Source organism: Bacillus sp. X1(2014), from assembly GCF_007678255.1.
This window is the reverse complement of sequence record NZ_VEED01000020.1, coordinates 30,434-54,561: the sequence shown is the minus strand read 5'-3', so window position 1 is coordinate 54,561 and position 24,128 is coordinate 30,434. Positions and strand designations below refer to the sequence as shown.

26 protein-coding genes are annotated in these 24,128 nt (G+C 40.3%); 17 read left to right on the top strand and 9 right to left on the bottom strand.

Features of this window, described 5'->3' with window-relative positions; all coding sequences use genetic code 11:
• Positions 1-163 precede the first annotated feature (163 nt).
• Complete coding sequence (locus FS608_RS25070) at positions 164-601, top strand: YueI family protein (protein ID WP_260871816.1); 438 nt, start codon at positions 164-166, stop codon at positions 599-601.
• 69 nt (positions 602-670) lie between these two features.
• On the opposite strand, the gene FS608_RS25065 is transcribed toward FS608_RS25070, so the two are convergent.
• Entirely contained in the window at positions 671-1,123 is a 453-nt protein-coding gene (locus FS608_RS25065) for an OsmC family protein (RefSeq protein WP_144555291.1), read from the bottom strand.
• Between the two features lie 91 nt (positions 1,124-1,214).
• Between FS608_RS25065 and FS608_RS25060 the strand changes: the two genes are divergently transcribed.
• The gene (locus tag FS608_RS25060) at positions 1,215-1,709 is read left to right on the top strand and encodes a VanZ family protein (RefSeq protein ID WP_144555290.1); all 495 of its coding nucleotides are present in this window, start codon (positions 1,215-1,217) and stop codon (positions 1,707-1,709) included.
• A gap of 22 nt (positions 1,710-1,731) precedes the next feature.
• On the opposite strand, the gene FS608_RS25055 is transcribed toward FS608_RS25060, so the two are convergent.
• Positions 1,732-2,388 (bottom strand): lysozyme family protein, encoded by a 657-nt coding sequence (locus FS608_RS25055; RefSeq protein ID WP_260871815.1) that lies wholly within the window; start codon positions 2,386-2,388, stop codon positions 1,732-1,734.
• A 233-nt stretch (positions 2,389-2,621) separates the two neighbouring features.
• Between FS608_RS25055 and gatC the strand changes: the two genes are divergently transcribed.
• Genes gatC through gatB form a run of 3 tightly spaced genes read left to right on the top strand, consistent with a single transcriptional unit; the run spans position 2,622 to position 5,822 of the window.
• A complete protein-coding gene (gene gatC, locus FS608_RS25050; RefSeq protein WP_144555288.1) occupies positions 2,622-2,921 on the top strand; it encodes an Asp-tRNA(Asn)/Glu-tRNA(Gln) amidotransferase subunit GatC in 300 nt (99 codons plus the stop codon).
• A gap of 3 nt (positions 2,922-2,924) precedes the next feature.
• Positions 2,925-4,382 carry an Asp-tRNA(Asn)/Glu-tRNA(Gln) amidotransferase subunit GatA gene (gene gatA / locus FS608_RS25045; protein WP_144555287.1) on the top strand — a complete coding sequence of 486 codons (1,458 nt, stop codon included), beginning with the start codon at positions 2,925-2,927 and terminating at the stop codon, positions 4,380-4,382.
• Between the two features lie 12 nt (positions 4,383-4,394).
• Complete coding sequence (gene gatB, locus FS608_RS25040; RefSeq protein WP_144555286.1) at positions 4,395-5,822, top strand: Asp-tRNA(Asn)/Glu-tRNA(Gln) amidotransferase subunit GatB; 1,428 nt, start codon at positions 4,395-4,397, stop codon at positions 5,820-5,822.
• 619 nt (positions 5,823-6,441) lie between these two features.
• Here the strand turns inward: gatB and FS608_RS25035 are convergent.
• Positions 6,442-6,873, bottom strand: coding sequence for a VOC family protein (locus tag FS608_RS25035; protein ID WP_144555285.1), 432 nt, complete (start codon positions 6,871-6,873; stop codon positions 6,442-6,444).
• Positions 6,874-7,026: 153 nt separating this feature from the next.
• Here FS608_RS25035 and FS608_RS25030 point away from each other — a divergent pair, with 153 nt between their 5' ends.
• On the top strand, positions 7,027-7,560 hold the full coding sequence (locus FS608_RS25030; RefSeq protein WP_144555284.1) for a DUF1697 domain-containing protein: 534 nt from the start codon (positions 7,027-7,029) through the stop codon (positions 7,558-7,560).
• A gap of 34 nt (positions 7,561-7,594) precedes the next feature.
• On the opposite strand, the gene putP is transcribed toward FS608_RS25030, so the two are convergent.
• On the bottom strand, positions 7,595-9,076 hold the full coding sequence (gene putP, locus FS608_RS25025; protein ID WP_144555283.1) for a sodium/proline symporter PutP: 1,482 nt from the start codon (positions 9,074-9,076) through the stop codon (positions 7,595-7,597).
• Positions 9,077-9,303: 227 nt separating this feature from the next.
• Between putP and FS608_RS25020 the strand changes: the two genes are divergently transcribed.
• Positions 9,304-9,858: a thioredoxin family protein gene (locus tag FS608_RS25020; RefSeq protein WP_144555324.1), complete on the top strand. Its 555-nt coding sequence runs from the start codon at positions 9,304-9,306 to the stop codon at positions 9,856-9,858.
• A 45-nt stretch (positions 9,859-9,903) separates the two neighbouring features.
• Here FS608_RS25020 and plsY read toward each other — a convergent pair whose 3' ends face one another.
• Complete coding sequence (plsY, locus tag FS608_RS25015; protein ID WP_144555323.1) at positions 9,904-10,527, bottom strand: glycerol-3-phosphate 1-O-acyltransferase PlsY; 624 nt, start codon at positions 10,525-10,527, stop codon at positions 9,904-9,906.
• Positions 10,528-10,786: 259 nt separating this feature from the next.
• Here plsY and FS608_RS25010 point away from each other — a divergent pair, with 259 nt between their 5' ends.
• The 7 genes from FS608_RS25010 to FS608_RS24980 all read left to right on the top strand — a co-directional run bounded on the left by FS608_RS25010 (position 10,787) and on the right by FS608_RS24980 (position 16,941).
• Entirely contained in the window at positions 10,787-11,425 is a 639-nt protein-coding gene (locus FS608_RS25010) for a pentapeptide repeat-containing protein (RefSeq protein ID WP_260871814.1), read from the top strand.
• A 188-nt stretch (positions 11,426-11,613) separates the two neighbouring features.
• Positions 11,614-12,132: a sigma-70 family RNA polymerase sigma factor gene (locus tag FS608_RS25005; RefSeq protein WP_395947825.1), complete on the top strand. Its 519-nt coding sequence runs from the start codon at positions 11,614-11,616 to the stop codon at positions 12,130-12,132.
• Positions 12,129-12,647, top strand: a complete 519-nt coding sequence (locus FS608_RS25000; RefSeq protein ID WP_144555281.1) for an anti-sigma factor family protein — start codon at positions 12,129-12,131, stop codon at positions 12,645-12,647. The genes FS608_RS25005 and FS608_RS25000 overlap by 4 nt, the downstream gene beginning before the upstream one ends.
• Positions 12,644-13,723, top strand: a complete 1,080-nt coding sequence (locus FS608_RS24995; RefSeq protein WP_144555280.1) for a DUF6677 family protein — start codon at positions 12,644-12,646, stop codon at positions 13,721-13,723. The genes FS608_RS25000 and FS608_RS24995 overlap by 4 nt, the downstream gene beginning before the upstream one ends.
• Positions 13,724-13,807: 84 nt before the next feature.
• Entirely contained in the window at positions 13,808-14,728 is a 921-nt protein-coding gene (locus FS608_RS24990) for a hypothetical protein (protein WP_144555279.1), read from the top strand.
• Positions 14,729-14,909: 181 nt separating this feature from the next.
• Positions 14,910-15,851, top strand: a complete 942-nt coding sequence (locus tag FS608_RS24985; RefSeq protein ID WP_144555278.1) for a diacylglycerol kinase — start codon at positions 14,910-14,912, stop codon at positions 15,849-15,851.
• A gap of 205 nt (positions 15,852-16,056) precedes the next feature.
• On the top strand, positions 16,057-16,941 hold the full coding sequence (locus FS608_RS24980; protein ID WP_144555277.1) for a cysteine hydrolase family protein: 885 nt from the start codon (positions 16,057-16,059) through the stop codon (positions 16,939-16,941).
• Positions 16,942-17,225: 284 nt separating this feature from the next.
• On the opposite strand, the gene FS608_RS24975 is transcribed toward FS608_RS24980, so the two are convergent.
• The 4 genes from FS608_RS24975 to FS608_RS24960 all read right to left on the bottom strand — a co-directional run bounded on the left by FS608_RS24975 (position 17,226) and on the right by FS608_RS24960 (position 20,751).
• Entirely contained in the window at positions 17,226-18,464 is a 1,239-nt protein-coding gene (locus tag FS608_RS24975; protein ID WP_144555276.1) for an NAD(P)/FAD-dependent oxidoreductase, read from the bottom strand.
• On the bottom strand, positions 18,461-18,793 hold the full coding sequence (locus FS608_RS24970) for a (2Fe-2S)-binding protein (RefSeq protein ID WP_144555275.1): 333 nt from the start codon (positions 18,791-18,793) through the stop codon (positions 18,461-18,463). Before FS608_RS24970 ends, FS608_RS24975 begins: the two co-directional genes overlap by 4 nt.
• The gene (locus tag FS608_RS24965) at positions 18,786-19,061 is read right to left on the bottom strand and encodes a (2Fe-2S)-binding protein (protein ID WP_144555274.1); all 276 of its coding nucleotides are present in this window, start codon (positions 19,059-19,061) and stop codon (positions 18,786-18,788) included. Before FS608_RS24965 ends, FS608_RS24970 begins: the two co-directional genes overlap by 8 nt.
• 76 nt (positions 19,062-19,137) lie before the next feature.
• Positions 19,138-20,751: a sigma-54 interaction domain-containing protein gene (locus FS608_RS24960; protein ID WP_144555273.1), complete on the bottom strand. Its 1,614-nt coding sequence runs from the start codon at positions 20,749-20,751 to the stop codon at positions 19,138-19,140.
• A gap of 214 nt (positions 20,752-20,965) precedes the next feature.
• Here FS608_RS24960 and FS608_RS24955 point away from each other — a divergent pair, with 214 nt between their 5' ends.
• Genes FS608_RS24955 through FS608_RS24945 form a run of 3 tightly spaced genes read left to right on the top strand, consistent with a single transcriptional unit; the run spans position 20,966 to position 24,128 of the window.
• Positions 20,966-22,141, top strand: coding sequence for an NAD(P)/FAD-dependent oxidoreductase (locus FS608_RS24955; protein ID WP_144555272.1), 1,176 nt, complete (start codon positions 20,966-20,968; stop codon positions 22,139-22,141).
• On the top strand, positions 22,141-23,178 hold the full coding sequence (locus tag FS608_RS24950) for a proline racemase family protein (RefSeq protein WP_144555271.1): 1,038 nt from the start codon (positions 22,141-22,143) through the stop codon (positions 23,176-23,178). The genes FS608_RS24955 and FS608_RS24950 overlap by 1 nt, the downstream gene beginning before the upstream one ends.
• Positions 23,175-24,128 (top strand): proline racemase family protein, encoded by a 954-nt coding sequence (locus FS608_RS24945; protein WP_144555270.1) that lies wholly within the window; start codon positions 23,175-23,177, stop codon positions 24,126-24,128. Before FS608_RS24950 ends, FS608_RS24945 begins: the two co-directional genes overlap by 4 nt.

The window sequence follows — 24,128 nt, the reverse complement described above, 5'->3', positions numbered from 1 at the left end:
AGGATTTTTTAATGGGGGTTTACTTGGATGGGTTTACTGCCGGATAAGCCAAATTTACTCTCGAATAGACTAATTCGCCCAGCTTGAACCCCCATTTTTGGTATGTAACGTTTTTTAGGTTATCATCATAGATAATAATAGCCTTTATATGGAGTTGATTTATTTGAAAAAGACAACCGTTGACGAGGTTTTACAGCAGGGAATCTATGGACCGCTAGAAACAAAACCAGATGAGCGGCGGAAATTCTTAGGTACGCTCCGAGAGCGGATTGTCGTAGCTCTGACAAAAAGCCAAGTGGGAGAAGCAAACGTATATCCTCAAGTTGAGAAGCAGATGAAAGAAAAGCCGAAGTCCCACCTTTTCTTAAATGGGAATATGAGTTATGAAACCCTTTCGAAATATGTAAAGCTAGCCACAAAATATAAAATTGAACACACTCTTGTGACCAATAAAGACCACGACTCGGAAATCGGCTTAGTATTAGCCATGGACCACGCGATTGATAAGGAAGATATATATATCACAAACAAGGAACCAAAAGCGGTCAAGCAGGAAGGTAAAAAGAGTAAGGGCTTTTTTTCAAAAATATTTAACCGATAAAAACATGGTCCTCTTGAGATATTCATGAGGACCAATATCGTCAAACTGTCTTTAATACTCCTCAGATTTTTACTCAACTGCCACTTCCACTGTAGCATGCAGCTCAATCCCCACATTCCCCTGAATCGCACGGCTAATCATACATGATGTCTCCGCCTTTTTGGCCAGTCTCTTAGTCATTTCCACTTCTTTATCAGATGCACCTGGTTGCAAGACAATCAAAGGTCGATGAATAATCCTTTTATAGGTAAAAACCCCCTTGGTAACATCGACAATCCCCTCTGACTCCATTGTTAGGCTTTCCTTCTCTAAACCGCTCCGTTCCATCATCGCCGCAAGGGTGATAATATAGCAGGTCGCAGCAGCCCCCAGCAGCATCTCGTCGGGATTGGTGCCGACACCAGGCCCATCCATTTCTGGTGGGATGGAGATCTTCGTGACCAAATTCCCTGCCTTAATCTCTCCAACATCGTTCCGTAAACCCGGCCAGTTTGCCTTTAAACGAAAAACATGTTCAGCCATTCTAAATTCCTCCAATTCCAGTTTGAGTCCCACGACTCGTAAAAAATATGGTAAGGTTATTTTTGATATGTAATAAATGGAGCAGTGATGAATGAAAATTATTTATAAAATGACCCTTTTCCTAATTCTTTGTTTATATTTAGCCATTCTTTCGAAATTCATTTTGTTTAAATACATCCCGTTATCTGAGATTATTAATCATTTCAACTTTACGTATGATGAATATCATTGGCGGTCGAATAATTTTGTCCCTTTTAAAACGATTAAGTTTTACCTGTTCTTAGCTGATATCAATTTAATTATTCGGATTGAAAATCTAGCAGGGAATATCATCGGTTTTATGCCATTTGGATTTATCTTACCATTGCTGGCGAGGAAGTTTCAAAAACTTAGCGCCGTCACCCTTGCCACCTTCGGCTTAAGTCTGGCATTTGAACTGCTGCAGCTGATTTTTGAATTCGGCAGCTTTGATGTAGATGATTTAATATTAAATACGCTGGGTGGAATCCTAGGGCTTTTGCCTATTAAACTTGTTCTTCTGGTGAGCCGTTTTAAAAAGAAGACCATGACCGAAAATATCAATTAATGAAAAAACCACCGATGAATCCTCAAAACGATTCACCCGTGGTTTTTTCTTCACCCGAAACAGGAACACTGTCTGCTAACAATTGAATATTTTTCGTTACCTTTGTGCTATAGGTAAAATCACCATAGCAGTACGGGTAGCGGAAATTAGTTTTATTGCCGCCACACGTATAAATGGTTGGCTTTTCTTTTACCCGCTGGAGAGAAAATTCCTTCGCCAACGCCTCACTATGTTTCCCGCCATGCTGAGCTACAAAGTTAATATAGCCAATTCCCATGTTGTAAGATTGAATAACGGTCTGGAAATCTACTTTTTTCTTATTCCCATAACTGAGGACGCGCTGAAAATGTTTCACACCAACCTGAATACTTTTTTGTGGATCTGTTATTGTATTTCTTGCCAAACCTGCCGATTCTGACGCCTGCATAGGGTCCCCGCCTTTGCCGCGGCTTTCCTGCTGCATTAAGGCGACAACTACTGTGGTATGACTTTCGAGATGATATTTCGCTAATTCATCATGTATGATAGGTTGATATTTTTTTACATCAGCAAATGGATCCTTTTCGACAAGAAGAGGGGAGCCTTGTTTTTGAAAATAATTTTGGAACATGGCTAACGCGCAAAAAAGGATGAACAGCACAAAAAAGGTTTTGAATTTCTTCCGTCTACGTTTTTTCAAGCAGAGCCCTCCCATCCATGACCATTATAAGGGATGTTGCCAATAATGTCTGTGATAAACTTATTAGAAAAATTTGTATTATTAGGAGAAAAATAGATTGAAATTTCAGGAATTGTGAACAAAAATAAATTCCCTTGACCATACTGATGATGGAATCATTGCGGTAAAGCGGAAAAGTTTGGTATCATCATTAGTATTGATATGACAAGATTGAAGGGATAGGGGGTTATACTATGTCACGAATTTCAAAGGATCAGGTAAAGCATGTAGCCAATCTGGCAAGATTGGCCATAACCGAAGAAGAAACAGAAAAGTTTACGAAGCAGCTGGATGCAATTATTACCTTTGCTGAGCAGTTAAATGAATTGGATACGGAAAATGTGGAGCCTACATACCATGTACTGGATATGAAAAATGTCTTACGTGAAGATAAATCCAAACCTGGATTATCGCGTGAAGAGGTACTAAAAAATGCGCCTCTGCATCAGGACGGACAGATTAAAGTACCATCGATTATGGGGAAGGAGGATTAAAAGGTGAGTTTATTTGATTATAAAGTTGCAGACCTACATGAACTTTTTACAAAAAAGGAATTAAAAGTATCCGACCTTGTCGATGAATCCTATAAGAGAATTGGACAAGTTGAAGATAAAGTTCAGGCATTTTTAACGTTAGATGAAGAGCGAGCACGTCTTTCTGCTAAAGCTTTAGATGAGAAGGTCAATGGTGAAAATGCCAAAGGTTTGCTATTTGGGATGCCGATTGGCTTAAAAGATAACTTAGTTACAAAAGGACTTCGGACAACCTGTGCGAGTAAAATCCTTGAAAATTTTGATCCGATTTATGATGCGACTGTTGTTCAAAAACTGCAGCAAGCAGAAACAGTAACGATTGGAAAGTTAAATATGGATGAGTTTGCCATGGGGTCTTCCAACGAAAATTCCCATTACCAAACGACACGTAATCCATGGAATCTTGAGAGAGTTCCAGGCGGCTCTTCAGGCGGTTCAGCGGCAGCTGTAGCAGCAGGAGAGGTCCTATTTTCACTTGGTTCCGATACGGGTGGTTCCATCCGTCAGCCAGCTTCTTTTTGTGGTGTTGTAGGATTGAAACCAACCTATGGCCGAGTTTCCCGCTTCGGTCTTGTTGCCTTCGCTTCATCCCTTGATCAAATTGGCCCTATTACTAGAACCGTGGAGGACAATGCCTACCTGCTTCAAGCAATTTCCGGCCTCGACCCTATGGATTCGACCTCTGCGAATGTAGATGTGCCAAACTTTGCGAGTGGTTTAACTGGTGATGTGAAGGGCCTTAAAATTGCTGTACCAAAAGAGTATCTTGGTGAAGGTGTCAGCGAATCAGTAAAACAGTCCGTCTTAAATGCCTTAAAAGTACTAGAGGGTCTTGGAGCAACATGGGAAGAAGTTTCCTTGCCGCACTCGAAGTATGCGCTCGCAGCATACTATTTGCTGTCTTCCTCAGAAGCATCAGCAAATCTTGCCCGTTTTGACGGAGTCCGTTACGGCTACCGTTCAAAGGATGCTGAAACATTAATCGATTTATATAAAAAATCCCGTGCAGAAGGCTTCGGTGATGAAGTAAAGCGCCGGATTATGCTTGGTACATTTGCATTAAGTTCAGGGTACTATGATGCATATTACAAAAAAGCGCAGCAAGTTCGAACATTGATAAAGCAAGACTTTGAAAATATCTTTGCAAAATATGATGTAATCATCGGTCCTACTACACCAACACCTGCTTTTAAAATTGGTGAAAATATTGAGGATCCTTTAACAATGTATATCAATGATATATTAACGATTCCGTTGAACCTTGCGGGCTTACCAGGAATTTCAGTACCGTGTGGTTTCGATGGCGGGTTACCGTTAGGATTACAAATCATCGGCAAGTATTTTGATGAAACAACGATCTATCGAGTAGCACATGCATTTGAACAGGCAACAGACTTTCATAAAGAAAAGCCTGTATTATAGGGGGTGAAGAGAATGGAATTTGAAACAGTGATTGGACTTGAAGTCCATGTTGAGTTAAAAACAGAATCTAAGATTTTCTCGGCGAGCCCTAACCATTTTGGGGCCGAACCAAATACAAATACAAGTGTCATCGACCTTGGCTACCCAGGTGTATTACCTGTCCTTAATAAAAAAGCAGTAGAATTCGGGATAAAAGCAGCGATGGCGATTAATTGTGAAGTTGCCACCCATACCAAGTTTGACCGGAAGAACTATTTTTACCCGGATAATCCTAAGGCCTATCAGATTTCCCAATTTGATAAGCCAATCGGGGAACATGGCTATATAGATATTGAGGTAAATGGCTATACGAAGCGAATTGGCATTACACGTATCCATTTGGAAGAAGATGCAGGAAAGCTAAACCATGGCAAAGGGTATTCACTATGTGATTACAACCGTCAGGGCACTCCGCTTGTTGAGATTGTTTCTGAACCAGATATCCGCACTCCTGATGAGGCTTATGCGTATCTTGAAAAATTAAAATCGATTATTCAATATACAGGTGTTTCTGATTGTAAAATGGAAGAGGGCTCACTTCGTTGTGATGCGAATATTTCGATTCGCCCAGTAGGGCAAAAAGAATTCGGAACGAAAACAGAACTGAAAAACCTTAACTCCTTCAATTTCGTCCGTAAAGGTCTTGAATTTGAAGAGAAGCGTCAACGAGAAGTGGTTACTGCGGGTGGAACAATCGAGCAGGAAACACGCCGTTTTGATGAAGCAACGGGGGCTACTCTATTGATGAGGGTCAAAGAAGGTTCGGATGATTATCGTTACTTCCCTGAGCCGGACTTAATGGATTTGTACATTGATGAGGACTGGAAAGCCCGCATCCGTGCTGAAATTCCAGAGCTTCCTGATCAACGTCAAAAGCGTTATATAGACGAACTGGGACTACCTGTTTATGATGCAAAGGTGCTAACGGTTACGAAAGAAATGGCGGATTTCTTTGAAGCGACTGTGAATGGTGGAGCGGATGCAAAGCTTGCCTCAAACTGGATCATGGGGGATGTTTCTGCCTACTTGAATGCTGAGCAAAAGGAACTTCATCAAGTAGCATTAACTCCAGAAGGTCTAGCTAGCATGATTAAGTTGATCGAAAACGGCACGATTTCTTCAAAAATTGCTAAAACCGTATTTAAAGAGTTAATTGAAAACGGCGGCGATGCCGAGCAAATTGTGAAGGAAAAAGGGCTAGTCCAGATTTCCGATGAGGGCACCCTTCTTAAAGTCATTTCAGAGGTGCTAGATGCAAATCCACAATCAATTGAAGACTTTAAAAATGGCAAAAATAAAGCTGTTGGCTTCTTAGTAGGGCAGTTAATGAAAGCAACGAAGGGTCAGGCCAATCCTCAAATAGTTAATAAGTTGTTGCAGCAAGAACTACAAAAGCGTTAATACGAAGGCTGGCAGAGTGCAATCTGCCAGCTTTTTTATGTCGAGCGAAGTTCGACATTGTTTTCGCCATTTCCCGGGAAAAAACCTATATGTTAAAAGGGTTTATCCTTTATCTAATCAAACGTTTGGTTAGTAAGGAATAATAAGGAATGGTGTCGAAACAAAAGAATTTCCCTAAGGAAATCTTAGTATCGACAAGTTTTTTATTTTTTCGTGTGAAAAATGATAACTGGTTCGACAAAGAGTTTTCACAATATAAGGCTGATACCCTTTAGTTATATGGCTTCATAGCTAACTAATTAAACGTTTGGTTAGTTTTATTAAAGAGTGTTAATTCAGCAATATTTTTAGGCCTTTTTGCAGTAAAAACTTAATTCATAAGGGTAACCAGCTAATTTAATTAAACGTTTGATTAACTTGTAGTGAGTCGAAGGATATGGAAATTAAAAGAAAAAGGACGAATAGGAGAAATTGTTACCCTATTTACCGACAAACTTCTTACCTGATTCCATAGAAAAACCCTTTATTTAAAAGGGCTGGAACCAGAACTAATTAAACGTTTGGTTAGTATTATTTTTAGATGAAAATAGTCGAGTCGTGTAAGAATTTAAGCTTTGTCTTAAAAGGCTATCATCGCACCGCGCTCATCAAAAATGGCAGTAGGGTTCCAAGCTACTTCCCAGAGATTGTTTTCTGGATCGGCAAAATAGGCTATGCGTCCGCCCCAGAAGACATCACTTGGCTCTCGCAGTATCTTTGCCCCTGTGCTGCGAATCTTTTCTATCGTTGTATCAACTTGTTCCTGTTGATCAACGTTAATGGAAAAGGTCACACCATGAAAGCTGTTTGGAGAGTATGTAAATTCAATTCCGGTATCCTTTGCTAACTCGGCAATCGGGTATAACGAAAGCAGGACGCCCGCCGTTTTAAAGACAGCGAATTGTTCCGAGCTTATCTCCGTTTCCTCCCATCCCAACGTTTGATAAAACTTTCTAAGAGCAGGCAAATCATATGCGCCGATCGTAAGTAAACTAACTCTTTGTGGAACCATGAGCGAATCCCTCCATAAAAATGATTATTTATCTAATTTTCTCCCAATGACTCAAATTATCCTTCAAAACCAGCAAATAGTAGATAGTTTAAACCAACGAATAAATGGTAAGATTTTAGGAAGGTGAATATCTAAAAAAAGTGAGGTGCACGGATGACCATTTATATTGCGCTGCTGAGAGGAATTAATGTTGGTAAGAATAATCGAATCAAAATGGCCGATTTAAAAATTTTATTAGAAACGCTGGGTTTAGAAAAAGTAAAAACATATATTCAAAGTGGCAATGTTTTGTTTGAATCAAGTAACGATGCATCCCAACTTAGCCGACAATTAGAGGAAGAAATAAGTAAGACGTTTGGTTTTCCGGTCCCTGTTATTTTAAGAACAGCCGAGGAATACGAGCAGATTATCCGTGATTGCCCCTACTCTATGGAATCATTGAAAGAAGGAGAGAGTATCCAACTTGCTTTTTTAGCAGACGAGCCTTCCCAAGAGAAAATAGATCATTTACGCAGTTTCAAAAGTGAACCGGACGAATGTTTTATTAACGGAAAGGAAGTATATCTGTATCTAAGGCAAAGTATTCTCGATTCAAAACTAGCAGGACAGCTCCCAAAACTAGAGGTTCCTGCAACAGTGCGAAATTGGAAAACTGTCATCAAACTATCGACCATGATCGAAAAGTAAATACGCTCGGATCAATGGGATCCGAGCGTGTTTATTATTTTTCGCTTTTTAACAAGCGAACACTTTCAGTAAATTCTTTTTCAATCTCATCATTTTTTCGATACGTCAGCATACTGACAACGACAGCGACAATAAGGTTGAAAACAAAGCCTGGAACAATTTCATAAAGAGTGTCACCAAGGCCGACATTTTTCCAAACGATAACGGTGACCGCCCCGACGATCATCCCGAATAGGGCGCCCCAATTCGTAATCTTTTTCCAGAATAAACTTAGCAAGATAACTGGACCGAAAGAAGCACCGAAGCCTGCCCATGCATATGCGACAAGATCTAAAATCGTGCTATTTTGCTTGAATGCTAGTGCCGCGGCAATGATTGAAACGAGCAGTACTGCCATTCTTCCTAAGAAGACAAGCTGTTTATCCTTAGCATTTTTGTTCATCACCATTTTATATAGATCTTCAACAAGTGCACTGGAAGTAACGATTAATTGGGAAGAAATCGTACTCATAATCGCTGCGAGAATGGCAGCTAAAGCAAATCCTGCGAATAGAGGATGGAATAAAATTTGGCTTAATTCAATGAAAACTGCTTCTGGATTCTTTAAGACATGCTCAGGATTGTTATGGAAAAAGGCAATACCAATAAATCCTGTAAAGATCGTACCAATAAGCGAGATAATCATCCAGCCCATACCAATGCGACGGGCGCTTTTTGTTTCTTTAATTGTTTTGATTGCCATAAAGCGGACAATAATATGCGGCTGTCCAAAATAGCCTAGGCCCCAGGCCATTGCTGAAATAATTCCTAAAAAGGTTGTCCCTTTTAATAAATCAAGTTTCGTAGGGTCAATCGCGCGAATCGTTTCCATCGTTTCAGCAGGGCCTCCTGTGTGGAAGATACCAATTGCTGGAACAAGGGCAAGGGCAATCAACATCATTAACCCTTGAATAAAGTCTGTATAGCTTACTGCCAAGAATCCACCAAATAAAGTGTAGGCAACCGTAACGCCGCCAACAATAAGAAGTCCGGTATGATAGCTTGTGCCAAATGAACTTTCAAAAAAGACAGCTCCAGAAACCATTCCTGATGAAACATAGAAAGTAAAGAAAATAAGAATAACAATACCTGAAACAATACGGAGTAGTTTTGTGTTGTCTTTAAAACGGTTCTCAAGGTAGCTTGGAATCGTAATTGAGTCATTGGCCACTTGAGTGTAAGAACGCAAGCGAGGTGCCACCAATAGCCAGTTTAGATAAGCTCCAATTGTTAAGCCTACGGCGATCCACGCATCTGCTAAACCGGTTACATAAATTCCGCCGGGTAATCCCATTAGAAGCCAGCCGCTCATATCAGCTGCCCCTGCACTTAATGCGGTTACAGCAGGTCCTAAAGACCGTCCCCCAAGCATGTAGTCTGTAAGATTGCTAGTCTTTCGATAAGAGTACCAACCGATAAAAAGCATAGCGGCAATATAGATTCCAATCGAAAGTAGTTGTAGTGATTCATTAGACATAGGTGCCCTCCTTCATTTACTTATCGTAGAAAATACTTTCAATAATATTTCCTATTTATAAAATATTCTATCAACTTTAATTTTCTATTACTAGTGTTAAAATATAGTTTTTTTGAAATAGGAAAAAATACTTGTGGAATAACATTGGCGTATCTCACTAAGCAGTTCTATTGTAACTGATTCTTAAAACGACTATTATAGGATAAAATGAAAGAGGTGCAGTGAAATTGGATTTAAACCAATGGTTTCAAAAAGGATTAACTGTTGATGGGTACATAAATGCTATGACTACCAATAAAGAGGAAATGCTTGCGATCTATGAGGGCTTCACCTTAACGGAAGAGGATAAGAATCGGATTGAGGCATTAAGGCCGCAAAACCTACGTGCGATTGTCCTATCAGAAGATTGGTGCGGCGATGCGATGCTGAATAACCCCATCTTACTAAAAATAGCTGAAGCGGTCGGGATGGAAGTTCGTTTTGTACTCCGAGACTCGAATTTGGAGTTAATGGACCAATACTTAACTAATGGTACATCGAGGGCCATACCTATCTTTATTTTCATTAATGAAGAAGGAAATGAAGTCGGTGTCTGGGGACCAAGAGCACCTGAATTGCAGGCTTTCGTAATGGAAAAGCGTGCTGCCTTGCCAAATAAGGATGCAGAGGATTTCCAAGCGAAACAAACAGAATTGTTTAAGAGCCTTAGAGCAACCTATCAAACAGATGCCTCCATTTGGCAGACAGTTGCTAATAGTATCCTGGCGACACTTATAAAATAAAATGAGGATCCCTAGGCAGTTATAACTGCCTAGGGATCCTTTTACTTACATTTTAAAGCCGCCCTTTGGCGGGATGCGATCATTGATCAAATTTTTATCATTTATTTTAGGCTCGATGCCCAACATAAAATTGCGTATGTTAGAGCGATGCAAATAAATTAAGAATAGCGAGAAAAAAATAAAGATAAGGTCCAATTCGATTTTAGAAGATACTAAAGAATAGATGAGAAGACTAATGCCAACCGTGATGGATCCAAAAAATACATATTTGGTTAAAAAGATAACTAAAAAGAAAGCAACATACGCGATGACCAGGAGATAGACGTTGGCGATTAACAAAGCCCCGGCAGTGGTGGCGATCGCTTTTCCGCCTTTAAAGCCTGCAAAAATTGGAAAGCAATGACCAACAACAGCTATTAAACCACAGTAAAGGGGTTCCACATCAAGATTGAAGTAAATTGGCAGGTAGGCTGCAACAGCGCCCTTAGCGAGATCAATAATAAGGACGAATACAGCAGATTTTTTACCAAGAACCCTCAGGGTATTGGTAGCTCCTGGATTTTTACTGCCATGTTCGCGGATATCCACTCCAAAGATCAACTTGCCCACAATCAAAGCTGTGGGAACGCTTCCGATTAAATAGGAAGCCAAAAGCAACAACCACAACATATGCATCATTCCCTCAACCAGTATTTTAGTAGTAAATTCCCATTATTCCTAGATTCTATCATATTTAAGTGGTATTATTTTGTAGAATTCTGAGTCTTATGTAAAGAAAAGGGATCATTCGAAATGTGATCAATAGATTTTGGCCAAGTTGCTAATACCTATGCAAGTTCATGAGAAGATATTCCGATGGCCTTAATGGGCCGTCTAGTTCTTCTATTGAGATGATATACCACTAATACCTATGAAAAGGATGATCGATTTGAGTCAGAAGCTAAAAATTCAAAAACCGAAAATGCCCTCCAGCTTAACTCCATTTGATTATAATGATAGAGAAGATTCTTATATTAACATGGCGATTATAAGCGACTGTTCGATCTCACAAGAGGAAGTTGAAAAAGTGAGATTCGAAGAGGTAGTGTTTAGAAATGTTACCTTCCTCGATGGCTCGTTTCGCTTTATTCAATTAACCGATGTGATTTTTGAACGATGCGATCTATCCAATGTGGATTTTACGGATGGAATTATCCACCGGGTCGAGTTCCGTGATTGCAAATTATTAGGGTTAAATCTTTCAGATGCTACCCTAAGGAATGTCCTATTTGAAAACTGTAATCTGAATATGGGCTCGTTTGGATATGCCGACTTGAAGGAAATGAGATTTGAAAATTGTTCTCTTAGGAGTGCTGATTTCTACGAAGCCAAATTTAATAAACTTGATTTTAAAGATTCCGATCTTGATGATGTGAACTTTACTGGTACTACACTAAAAGGAGTGGACCTAAGTACTTGTAAGTTTAACCGCTTAAATCTATCACTTGATAGTGTGGCCGGATGCATGGTTTCTCCAGATCAGGCGATTGGATTTGCGAGGTTATTAGGATTGGAAATTAAAGAATAGTAATTGTTAAAACCGTGCGGCCGATACCCGCACGGTTTTTAGGTTCAACCTCATGGTATGATGAAGAGAATTAAAAAAATAATTTTTTTAAATAGTGTAGGGGTAGGTTTCTATCCTTTCGTCTATTAAGTAGTAAGAAAAAAAGAAAGGGGGAGAGAACGATTAGTGATGCAGCCTTAATAGAAAATGTGCTGGACGGCAATGATCATGCCTTTCGACTTTTGGTTGAGAAGTACCGCAATGATGTGTTCCGGACCATCTTTGCTGTGCTTCGAGACCAAAAGGAAGCAGAAGATGCCGCACAGGAAGTATTTATGAAAATCTATACTTCTCTCCCCCAATACCAAAATCAAGGATTTAAAACATGGGTGACTCGAATTGCCGTTAATCATGCCATAGATGTAAAACGAAAACAGGTGCGAAGACGAGAGGAAGTGGCGGAGGACCTCGAACAACAATCTGCCGGGTCACCGAGAGACAGTGTCGAAAAAGAGATTATCGAACTAGACCGGAGAAGGCTCGTCAGGAAAAAGCTTGATGAACTGCCCGAAAATTATCGTGATGTGATTTACGGATTTTACATCGCGGAAAAAAGTTATCAGCAAATGGCAGATGAACAGAATGTACAGGTGAAAACAATTGAAACGAAGCTGTATCGGGCCCGTCATTGGATGAAGAAGAATTGGAAGGAGGACGATTTTTCATGAAGCATTACAGTTTTGAAGAGTGGTTGCAATACGTAAACGACGAAGTTAATGAGAATACCAAAGAGGAATTAGAAAACCATTTATACTCGTGTGATCAATGTCTTGACCAGTATTTAATAGCTGTAGAAGCCAGTGAATCATCACTTCCAATTCTTTCAGACAGTAGTGACTTTACCGACTTAGTCATGGCAGAGGTTTCGAGGCAGAAAACTGTGGTGCCTGACACCGTTAGAAACCTGAACACTATGTCAATTGTTCCTCCGGTGCCTGACACCAAAATGACCAAAATGAAGGAAAAACCTTTTTATCAGCAAGCGGTGTTTCATTATTTATTAGCCGCGGCAGCGACATTATTATTAACCTTTTCAGGAGTCTTTCAGTCGCTAGCGGCGTATGCGAATTCGATTGATAAGCCGCAAATTCAGGAAAAGAAGCCTTCGGTGACGGAGGGCGTTATTAATAAAACTTTTGCATGGATGGATTCACTAGAAAAAAAGGAGGCAAATAAGAAATGAAAAATCCGACAAAAGCATTGACCTTGTCCTTATTTCCAGGTCTTGGCCATATTTATTTCGGCAATATGTTTCGCGGCGTATTTTATCTACTAACCGTGATGGGATTGGCATTCGTCACTGTCATTGGGTTGGTTACGAATAATGAGGAAGTTGCCATCGTGACCTTTATGTTAGGATTGTTCCTTTACCTCGTTAGTTTTATTGACATGGGGGTGCAGGTTTCCAAACATAAGAAGGCGCTGAAGTCAGCTAATCTAGAGGGGCAGCCAAGCCAGGCTTCCCAAGATTCAGAACGGTTTTATACGATTGTTTTATCATTTATCCCAGGTTTAGGCCACTTCCAAATTGGGTTAATGACCAGGGGATTAACGCTTTTGGCGACTTTCCTAGGACTTGGGGTCATGGTCATATTTGTGACAGCCCTATCCAACCGCGCTGAATTTATGGTCTTTCTGGCAGCTCTGCCAATTATCTGGGTGTATGGATTTTTTGACGCTGTGCAGCAGGTAAACAAAAAACAGCGCGGAGAGGAACTTGTTGACCGGACGATATTTGAAGACTTTGAGATGCGCCGGGAAGATGGTAAAAAGAGCAAATCAATTGCGACCTTTCTCGCGATTTTTCCAGGGGCGGGACATCTGTATCTTGGTCTGCAGCGCCGTGGAATTCAATTAATGGCCGCGTTTCTGTTTTCCATTTATATATTAGATACATTACGACTAGGGATCTTCTTATTCTTAATTCCGATTATCTGGTTTTACAGCTTTTTTGATGCAATGCAAAAGGTTTCAAGATACGGGGAAGAAACGATTGAGGATGTACCAATTATTGCATATTTCCTCAATCATCAAAAATGGGTTGGCATCGGGCTTGTCTTAATGGGTCTTTACTATCTCGTGATGAACATCTTTCTTCCAGCTTTTTCACCATTCCTAAACAGGCTTATCAATATTGATGTGATGTATTGGGTCCAAGGATATCTTCAAACAGGACTTGTTTGTCTCTTGTTGATTGGCGGGGGAATTAAGCTTTTATCTGGAAGCAAACAAAAGCGGGAGGCTAAGAAGCATGAGTAAATGGGGAAAAACAATTGCAGGTGCAGCTATAATCGGATTTGGGATTGGGTTCCTGTTTAGAAAAAGAAAGGGTGGGGAAGAAGCATGAGAACTTGGCGTGTTGGAACATTTTCAATGGGGGCCTCGCTTTTATTTCTTGGCCTCTTTCTCTTTTTTTCAAAGTTTTTAGGGTTAGAACTTGTCCAAGTAATGACAGCTTGGTGGCCGCTATTATTGGTCGTCCTCGGGATAGAGATTCTCCTTTATCTATTTTTGTCACGACAGGAAAAGCCGGTGTTAAAATATGATTTCCTAAGTATCTTCTTTGTAGGTGTCATCGGAATGGCGGGGATTGTATTTGCAATCGTAAGTACGACAGGCATCTTGGATAAAGCTGAAGAAGTGATGGCAAGGGAAGAGCGCTCGTTCGAATTGCCTGCTTTTTCCTACCAAATGGATAACAGTATCAAACGAGTGGTGGTTAGGACGGTGGACCATCAGATGACGGTCGAATCTACCGATGGAAAAGAGGTTTCGATGTTCGGCACCTATCGGCTGCAAACCTCCAAGAAGGCAGAGTTATTAAAAAATGCAGAGGATCTGGTTTCCGTAAATCAAAAGGGGGATACACTTTATTTAAACATGAAGTCACTGCCAAACGAAATTGGTCCTTTCCATGCATATGGGGAGGTTGCAGCGACACTGCTGGTTCCAAATGATGTGAAGCTTGAAGTGATAGGCAGTGATAATTCACTGATCTTAAAGCCGCGCTCTCTTGTCAGCGACTGGAATATCGAGAGAGCCTCATCCATTGCGATCAATGTACCCGCAAAAAGTAATTTGAAAATTGATGCAGTGGGTGTAGGAGAGGTAAGAGGAAAGGAGGGTGACTGGAGGGTCTCAAAGGTAAAGACGGCTGATGGAATCGATAATGGCAGGAAAAATGCGGTATATCAGTCTGGCGAAGGAAAGTATCACATCAGCATTGCGGATGCTTATGATATTAGTCTTCAAACAAATCAGTAAAAATCTTGAGTCTATTTTTGCAAAAAAATAAAAAAACGTTATGATAAGAGATGGATGTTTGAAGGTAATATAGTATATACGCATGTCTTGATGTTTGTAAGCAAGAATAATAATTGGTAGAATATTGAAGTGAGCGGATAGCTATTACCGATGTTGATTTCAAAAATAGGATGATGAAACGATGAAAAGAGCAAGACTGATTTACAATCCTACTTCAGGCCGTGAAATTCTAAAGCGGAATCTTCCAGAAATTCTTCAAAAGCTAGAATTGGCTGGATATGAAGCATCATGTCACGCGACAACAGGTGCAGGGGATGCGACGGAAGCAGCACGGATAGCTGTAGAGCGTAAGTATGATATTGTTATTGCAGCTGGCGGCGACGGAACCATTCATGAAGTGGTTAACGGTCTCGCTGAACAGGAATATCGACCGAAATTAGGGATTATTCCGGCAGGTACGACGAATGATTTTGCCCGAGCTCTGCAAATTCCAAGAGATATTGGAGCGGCAGTGGATATTATCACCAAAGGGGAAATGATTCCCGTCGATATTGGGCGTATCAATGATCGGTATTTTATTAATATTGCTGGCGGCGGTAGAATCACCGAGATTACATACGAAGTACCAAGTAAATTAAAAACGATGCTCGGTCAATTGGCTTATTATCTAAAAGGAATGGAAATGCTTCCTTCCATTAAGCCTTCGAAGGTGTCGATTGAGTATGATGGGAAGTTATTTGAGGGCGAGGCGATGCTGTTTCTTGTCGGGCTGACCAATTCCATTGGCGGCTTTGAAAAACTAGCACCTGATGCCTCCATTAACGATGGGCTATTTTCGCTTCTGATTTTGAAGAAGACGAATCTTGCTGAATTTATTCGGATTGCGACACTAGCTCTTCGCGGGGATCATATCCATGATCCAAATGTTATCTACACACAGGCAAACCGGATTAAGGTTCATGCCACGGAAAAAGTTCAGTTAAACTTGGATGGTGAGTTTGGCGGATTGTTACCAGCTGAATTTGAAAACCTCTATCGTCACTTAGAGGTGTTTGTGCCACTTGAAGATATTCGCCCGAATGACCGCCCAACAGATTGGGAAGCGGGGAAAAGATATAGTTAAGAAAGTTCGTTCCATCGGGACGGGCTTTTTCTTTTTAAAAGGCACTATTACATTGCAATCAACATTCAGTTATAACAAAGCCTTTTAAAAAAGGAAAATGTGTAAGAGCCCTAGAATATTTTGTATCATGGACGAAAAATGGTTGAAGCGGTGGCAGAAAATGAAGGCGTTAATAACATTAGGTTTTTATAGGAGAGTGGACTAATTGAATATTTTATTTGAAGAATTATTTGATGATGATCTAGTCGGGAAAGCGAATACGAAAAAACCGAATTTAACAAGTTTAAAGTCTAATCCAACAATGAATAACGAAGTGGCTGTAATAGGTATTGATTTTCAAAATGATTTCTTGGAAGAAGGGAATTTAGGTGTTGCAAACTCTTATCAAGACGTAAGAAACTTTGCCAAGTTTGTTTATGAAAATATTGATGTGATAGATGACATATTTATGAGCTTAGATATTCATCAGCCGAAGCAAATATTTCATCCTGCTTGGTGGGTGAATGATAAAGGACAGTATCCAGAGTCTTTTACAGTTATTACCTATCAAGATGCGTTGGAAGGTAATTGGAAACCCCTTTACCAAGAAAAAGAAAGTATAGAGTATCTACGTGAACTTGAGGCAACTGGAAAGAAATCCTTAATCATTTGGAGTTACCATTGCCTCCAAGGTACATTTGGTGCCGCAATTGAAACGCAATTATCTAATTTGTTATTTGCTTTTTCTTTATACAAAGAGAAGGATGTACACTACGTGACAAAAGGGTTAAATCCTATATCCGAAATGTATGGGATAGTGAAACCCGAATATTCAAAAACAGATTTAACAGACAAAAATCTGCTAAGTAAATTGATGAATTATAAAAGGTTAGTTATTGGTGGAGAGGCTAAGTCTCACTGTGTTCTAGAGACGGTTAAACAGATTGTAGAAGAGTTTGAAAAGGTCAATCACAATGATTATATAATTTATGTTTTAGAAGATTGTACATCTTCCATAGCAGGGTTTGAAGAAACTACAGAAGATGAATACAAAAAATTAGCTGTAAGATACCCGATCAAACTAACAACAACTAAAGAACTTAAGTTTTAGTAGAGAAAGACATGGCAGATAATCGATAATAGTTAACTTCTGCAATATCCTTTCAGTATAATCTGAATCTTTTATATATAGATCTCAGTTTTGGGGGTTTCACTTTAGCTTGATTTTTTTCAGGATCCTCTTGTGCATTCTTCTAAAAACAAAATGACCCACCTTGGTCCGCATTGTTAAGAGGCGTGGTGGGTTCTGTTAATAGTAACATCTATCGGTTAGATTGTTTTGTCAATGGTAGAAGAGATGGTAAGTATATGTTCGAAATTCCAGAATCACTTTATTTATCCTATCTCCTGTAAGGAATCCTGTTCTTTCCTATAAAGATTGTCCCATAGCACATAAATTTTTCTGCGGCCGTTTGCAATGTCAGGGTTGAATTGGATAGCAGCGTTTTGACGGACAGTTTGAACGTTCTTCATTGCCTGTTCAAGCTTCTCATTGATATCATCGCTATCTATTCCAGCGTGTTTTGCAATCGAAATGCCAGCTGTTGTTCCTTGGGCCATGGCGATTTTCCCACTTTCAATTCCGGTGATATTTCCGGCAACAAATAATCCTTCGAGTGGAGTTTCCATTTTTTCAGAATGATGCGGAACATGTCCACCTAGTTCCGGAACGTATTCGAATGGGCAACCGGCAACCGCTGTAAGCTCTGCTAATGGATACAAGCCACCTGCGATACATACGAAATCGGCTTCAAATACTTTTTCCGTACCTTTGATTACATTTCCATTCGCATCAATATCTGCAGTGAGGACGCCTTCCACGTGCTCCTTGCCAAGAATTTCAAGAGCTGCTTTTCTAAGCTGCAATGGTGTGCCATTTACCTTAACACCGCCCTTAGGGAAAAACTTCATTGCTAATTTGCGGAATCCTTCATTTTTCATAAAGCGGCTGCCAAAACGCAACATTGCTGACGGGGCAAGATGGGCCGCATTTAGAAGCGACTTCATGACTTCCTCTGGTTCTCCGGCATTTTTGCTAAGCGGGCTCTTTTCAGGTAAAACAATGCGTTCCACATTAATTCCGGCTAATTGCAACTCGTTTAAAATCGCAAATGCTAGAATGTTAGCACCAATGATGATGCCTTTTTTGCCGACCTCGACACGATGTACATTGGTCATGACCTGTGCAGCGCCAATGGACATAACGCCTGGAAGAGTCCAGCCTGGCACAGGAATTGGAAACTCAGCTGCACCAGTTGCCACTAGCACATAAGGAGCTGTTAGTGTTCCTATATTAGTATGAACATTCCATGAAACCCCATCTTTTTCTAGGTTGTATACAGAAACACCGCAGCGGATATCTACTGATAGTTTTTGAGCTTCATTGTGCAGACGCTCTGATTCTTTTATTCCATTCCACCATTCACCAGACGGTTCCTGGTGTAATTGGCCGAGTAATCTTCCACCTGGTCTAACAAATTCATCAATGACGGTTACTTTTAAGCCATTTTCAGCACAGGATATGGCACCAGCTAAACCAGCTGGACCTGCTCCTACTACGATTACATCTATCATTGCTTCTCCACCATCCTTTTAACAATATTAGGATGCTGTTTCCCGCTTGCAACAACCATATTTTCCGTCACAACAGTTAAACAGGCTCTTACATTGGCCTGACCATTGACATTTACACGGCATTCCATGCAGTGACCGATATTGCAGTAGAACCCTCTTGGTGTTCCGCCTTCCTCATGAAAACGCAGTGTTCTCGCACCGTTTGCTAGCATGGCTGCTGCGATTGTTTCATTTTCATGGGCTTCATATTCTTTTCCATCAAATGAGAAAGGAATCTTTTGCCTATCGTCTAATTTTCCTAAAATAGGATGATCTATAATTCTAGTCATTATTTTCGCCCACTGTTCCAAAAGTTACAGGGCGAATTGGAGGCTGATATTTAAGTGGGATTTCGGCTTCGTTTGTATTCGGTACGACACTTTCAATGATCCGATCGACCGTTACTCTGCAAGTACGTCCTCCGCAGAAACCCATTCCTGCCCTTGTTCTAAGCTTTAGTTCCCTGGCTGTGCATTGATATTCATCCGCTGTTGCGAAAAGCTGTCCATAGGTAACTTCTTCACAACGACAGATCACAAGTGCTTCTTTGTTAGTCATTTGGAAAATCCCCCTCTTAATTATATGTAAAAATATAATGCAAGAATCGTACCAACTTTGAAGCCTGAATGTTAAATTAGCCTAAGCCGAGGCGTTTTAGACGATTGTAAAGGGTCGCTCGGGTGATTCCCAGTTTTTTCGAGCATTCTAATTTGTTGCCATGGGTTAATGTCAACGCTTTTTCAAGCACCTTCTTCTCATGCTGATCCATTTCCTCCTGAAGCGGCAAAATATCTGTGTCCAATTCCAAATAGTTTTCCTGAGGGTCCTTATCAGCCCCATCCGAGTGGATCAATCCCGAATGAAATGGTAAATATTCTTTTCGAATGACGCCATCTGTCGCAAAAACAACAAGACGTTCAACGACATTACGCAGCTCCCGGACATTGCCTGGCCAATCATATTGAAACAATTCCTTCATCACTTCCTGTGGAAAATGATGAATAGGACGCTGATAGCGCAGTGAAAAATCTTTTAAAAAATAATGAATCAGTTCAACGATATCCTCGTTGCGTTCTCTTAATGGAGGAAGTTTTAAACTGACAACATTGAGCCGATAATATAAATCCTCGCGAAATTGACCTTCTCTTATTGATTCCTTTAAATCCCTATTGGTTGCGGCAATGACCCGGAAATTAGCTTCTAGTTCCTTTTCGCCGCCAACTTTGTAATACTTTCTTTCCTGAAGCACTCGAAGCATCTTGACCTGCATGTCTAAAGGCATTTCGCCAACTTCATCTAGAAAAAGAGTGCCGCCTTTTGCGAGCTCAATTTTTCCTTTTTTCCCTCTATGATCAGCACCGGAAAAGGCACCACGTTCATAGCCGAATAATTCGCTTTCAAATAATGTTTCAGGAATAGCGCCACAGTTGATGGAAATAAATGGTGCGTCTGGCCCCTCGGTTGCCTCATGAATAGCTTTAGCAAAGACCTCCTTACCGACCCCGCTTTCTCCTAAGATCAATACAGTTGATCGAACGGTGCACACCTTTTTCGCCATTTGCACCGTTTTCTCCATCACAGTACTTTTCCCTTTAATGCTATTAAAAGGATCTGAAGGCCTGTATTTCGCCATCTCCTGTTCTAAACGGCGAACTTCTGAAGACATATTAAACAATTTTTCATTAAGAACAACTTGGCTTGTCACATCGGTTTCCGAAACAACTGCCCCAATAATACTCTCATTAAAGTAAACAGGGTTTGCATTTATAAGAACAAATAGATTAGATCTTGCTTGGTGATGCTTTCCCCGAATTCTTTTTCCATTGTGCAAGGATTCCAAGATTTCTAGATTCTTATGTTCAAAGAATTCTATGATTGGTTTGCCAATAATCTCATCTTTTTTAACAGAGAAAATTTTTTCTGCTCCTTGTGTCCAAGTACGGACACGCTCATTAGCATCAATCACTGTCACTGAGGCGTCCATCGTTTCAATGACAGTTTCATAGAAAGCCTTTAATTGATTGTAGGAATCATGCAAAAAATCAATGATTTGTTCATTTGTAATGCAGCCAAGGTCTTGACCGCTTGAATCTGTGACGGTAACGGCTGGATAGTGCTTGCAAACATCAGCCAGTACAGAGAAGGAGTCATCCAAATGAGCCCTTCCTAAAGTGCTTTCATTATCTACTTGATTTAGGTGGATAAAATTATTTTCAATTATTTCTTTGACTGACGGTAATTCAAACATAACAGTCTCCTTATAATGTAAAAATATTTTTACACTGTTTAATATTTTATACACTAGTTTATCAATAAATTTGACAATTGCAAACGGATACAAAGGGAATATTCGGAATAATCGTAAAAATAGTATGGGATTTGTTGTTTTTAAACATTTACCAAAGTTGGCACGCAATTTGCATTAATAAAATGATGTAACAAGAAGAAGGGAGGTTGGTTCTGTGAGACATCATTGTGATGTTTTGGTTATAGGCGGTGGAATCATTGGCTGTGCAATTGCCTATTATACTTCTAAATCTGGAAGAGATGTAACAGTAATTGAAAAAGGTGAATTTGTCAGTGGGACTTCATCCCGCTGTGATGGAAATATTTTAGCTATTGATAAAGATCCTGGCTTTGACAGTCAAATGTCACTTGTCAGCCAGAAATTAGTAGATGAATTAAGCAGAGAATTGAAACAACCTTTTGATTACCGCGCGCCTGGAAGCATCCTTGTCTGTGAAACAGAAGAAGAAATGGAAGCCGCACAAAAATGGGTTGACCGTCAGAAGGAGGCCGGTTTGCCATTCAGGATGTTGGATCGTCAGGACATCCGCCAAGATTCAAAGTATTTTGCTGATGATTTATTAGGCGGCTTAGAGTGTGCAACAGATTCAACAGTTAACCCATATCTTCTTGCCTTTAATCTTCTTGATGGTGCAAAGAAGATGGGCGCTAAAGTCCATAAACAAACTGTGGTTACGGGGATGAAAAGGGAGGCGGAGGGTACATTTACCGTTGAAACAACCAATGGGACGTTCACCGCGAACTATGTCATTAATGCTGCAGGTGTATGGGCTCCATATATTGGCGAGATGCTTGACTTGTCGATTCCAATTAAACCGAGAAAAGGCCATATCATTGTTGCATCACGCCAGGAATTTGTTGGGCCAAGAAAAGTGATGGAATTTGGCTATTTAATATCCAAATTTGGCGGCAAGCGCCAGGTGGATCCGATTACAGAAAAATATGGCGTAGCACTTGTTTTCGAACCAACAGAAAGTCAAAACTTCTTAATTGGAAGCAGCCGTGAATTTGTTGGATTTAATACAAAGGTCAACAATGAAATTATTAAAAGCATTGCCAATCGCGCCATTAGATTTTATCCGAAAATGGCTGACATGATGGTCATACGTTCCTATGCAGGTTTACGCCCTTGGACGGAGGATCATTTACCTATTGTGTCAGAAGTCGAGGGGATTCCAAATTATTACATTGCTGCTGGTCATGAGGGAGACGGAATTAGTCTTGCTGCTGTAACTGGAAAAGTGATAGAGGAAATGCTGAATAAAAAAGAGACATGCATCCCGATTGATCCGCTAAAATTTTCTCGATTTAAGGAAAGGGTGTTGATCTGATGAATGCAAATCGAGTTTTTACAACGATTGATACACATACGGGTGGAAATCCGACAAGGACTTTGATTAGTGGACTCCCTGAGCTAAAAGGAGCAACAATGTCCGAAAAAATGCTACATATGCAAAAGGAATATGACTGGATTCGTAAGCTGCTGATGAATGAACCAAGAGGACATGATGTAATGTCAGGTGCGTTGTTGACAGATCCATGCCATCCGGAAGCAGATATCGGAGTGATCTATATTGAAACAGGTGGATACTTGCCAATGTGCGGTCATGACACAATCGGTGTTTGTACAGCATTAGTGGAAGCAGGGCTAATCCCAGTTCAAGAACCAGTGACTTCAATCAAAATTGATACACCAGCAGGCCTTGTGGAGGCTGAGATTAAGGTAGAGAACGGAAAGGCAAAAGAGGTTTCCTTCTGTAATGTCCCTGCCTTCCTGTTAAAGAATGTGTCAGTTGAGGTCGAGGGAATTGGAATCGTTGAAGCAGACATTGCCTATGGCGGTAATTTCTATGGAATCATTGATGCCGCATCTGTTGGATTAGAGCTAATACCGGAGAATGCATCAAAAATCATTGAAAAAGCGATCAAAATTAGAAATACGATTAACGAAATAACGGATATCGTTCATCCGCAGTATCCATTTATACGTGGTTTGACTCATATTGAGTTTTTCACTGAGCCAACTCATGAGGAAGCAGATGTGAAAAATGCAGTTATCGTTCCTCCAGGCGGGATCGATCGTTCACCATGCGGTACAGGTACATCAGCCAAATTATCTGTCCTTTATTCCAAAAAGGAGATCGGCATCGACGAGGAATTTGTGCATGAAAGTATTGTCGGCTCTTTATTCCGTGGAAGAGTCCTTGAAACAACAGATGTTCAGGGTGTGGAGGCCGTCATAACTAGAATCGCTGGTTCAGCATGGTTAATGGGAATGCACCAGTTCTTTTATAACGAGGAAGATCCGCTTAAAGAAGGCTTTTTACTCATTCCCCCAATGGAACATGAAATGGAGGATGTGAAATGAACATTCAAAAGGCTTACACAGCAACTGATGTCCACGTAGCAGGCGAGGCTTTTAGAATTATTAAGGATGCACCATTTATTCATTATCAAAGTTTACAAGAGTTGAATGAACAATTTCCGCATGCCTATGAGGAAGAAATTAAACTTCTTTTAAATGAGCCCCGCGGATTTGCAGGCTTGAATGGTTGTTTGGTCATTCCGCCTTTTAAAAGCGGCGCCGATGCAGCGGTTGTCTTTTTCAATCATAACGGAACCGTTCCCATGCAATATGGCGGAATTGTGGCTGTTATCACTGCATTACTGGAATGTGGTCAATTAAAGGCAAAGCCGTCAAATGAATACAGCATTGAAACAGTCAGCGGTATTGTTACGGTTACGGCTGTGATGAAAGCCAATGAAGTGAAATTAGTTAAGTTAATAAGCGAGCCATGCCAGGTTGTACAAACCCATGTGGCATTGTCTTATTTAGATTTACAGACAGAAGTTACTCTTGTTCAAGCCGATCAGCAATATGCCATTTTTGATAAAGCAGAACTGCCTTTTGAGATTGAGATAGACAACCTTACTGACATTAATCAATGGGGACAAAAGGCGATTGAAGCCTTAGAAGGCAAAAATAAGGTGGATCGAGTAGTCATTCTGGATTATTCACAAAGAAGTGAAGGGAAAATCAAAACGGTCACATTCCGACCGGATGGCTATATTGTGCGTTCCCCAGGATTTGGTACAACAGCTGCTTGCAGCACCTACTTATTAGGAAATGGTGATGTTTCTGTATATAGTCCTATTGAAAATGAAAGCATTTTTAATGGCAAGCTGACAGCAGAACTTTTATCACAAATTGAAACTGATTACGAGTTTAGATTTTCAGCCCGTGGATTTATTACGGGTATGCAGACATATGTATTAGACCCGACAGATCCTTTATCAGCAGGGTTTTTACTAAAATAA

Bases quoted from the DNA above. Each gene is read 5' to 3' on its own strand.
- FS608_RS25065 (WP_144555291.1), bottom strand. From the start codon at position 1,123: ATGGCTGAACATGTTTTTCGTTTAAAGGCAAACTGGCCGGGTTTACGG.
- FS608_RS24965 (WP_144555274.1), bottom strand. From the start codon at position 19,061: ATGACTAACAAAGAAGCACTTGTGATCTGTCGTTGTGAAGAAGTTACC.
- FS608_RS24985 (WP_144555278.1), top strand. From the start codon at position 14,910: ATGAAAAGAGCAAGACTGATTTACAATCCTACTTCAGGCCGTGAAATT.
- FS608_RS25035 (WP_144555285.1), bottom strand. From the start codon at position 6,873: ATGGTTCCACAAAGAGTTAGTTTACTTACGATCGGCGCATATGATTTG.
- gatC (WP_144555288.1), top strand. From the start codon at position 2,622: ATGTCACGAATTTCAAAGGATCAGGTAAAGCATGTAGCCAATCTGGCA.
- FS608_RS24975 (WP_144555276.1), bottom strand. From the start codon at position 18,464: ATGATAGATGTAATCGTAGTAGGAGCAGGTCCAGCTGGTTTAGCTGGT.
- gatB (WP_144555286.1), top strand. From the start codon at position 4,395: ATGGAATTTGAAACAGTGATTGGACTTGAAGTCCATGTTGAGTTAAAA.
- putP (WP_144555283.1), bottom strand. From the start codon at position 9,076: ATGTCTAATGAATCACTACAACTACTTTCGATTGGAATCTATATTGCC.
- FS608_RS24990 (WP_144555279.1), top strand. From the start codon at position 13,808: ATGAGAACTTGGCGTGTTGGAACATTTTCAATGGGGGCCTCGCTTTTA.
- FS608_RS24960 (WP_144555273.1), bottom strand. From the start codon at position 20,751: ATGTTTGAATTACCGTCAGTCAAAGAAATAATTGAAAATAATTTTATC.
- plsY (WP_144555323.1), bottom strand. From the start codon at position 10,527: ATGTTGTGGTTGTTGCTTTTGGCTTCCTATTTAATCGGAAGCGTTCCC.
- FS608_RS24995 (WP_144555280.1), top strand. From the start codon at position 12,644: ATGAAAAATCCGACAAAAGCATTGACCTTGTCCTTATTTCCAGGTCTT.
- FS608_RS25000 (WP_144555281.1), top strand. From the start codon at position 12,129: ATGAAGCATTACAGTTTTGAAGAGTGGTTGCAATACGTAAACGACGAA.
- FS608_RS25060 (WP_144555290.1), top strand. From the start codon at position 1,215: ATGAAAATTATTTATAAAATGACCCTTTTCCTAATTCTTTGTTTATAT.
- FS608_RS24945 (WP_144555270.1), top strand. From the start codon at position 23,175: ATGAACATTCAAAAGGCTTACACAGCAACTGATGTCCACGTAGCAGGC.
- FS608_RS24970 (WP_144555275.1), bottom strand. From the start codon at position 18,793: ATGACTAGAATTATAGATCATCCTATTTTAGGAAAATTAGACGATAGG.
- FS608_RS24950 (WP_144555271.1), top strand. From the start codon at position 22,141: ATGAATGCAAATCGAGTTTTTACAACGATTGATACACATACGGGTGGA.
- FS608_RS25030 (WP_144555284.1), top strand. From the start codon at position 7,027: ATGACCATTTATATTGCGCTGCTGAGAGGAATTAATGTTGGTAAGAAT.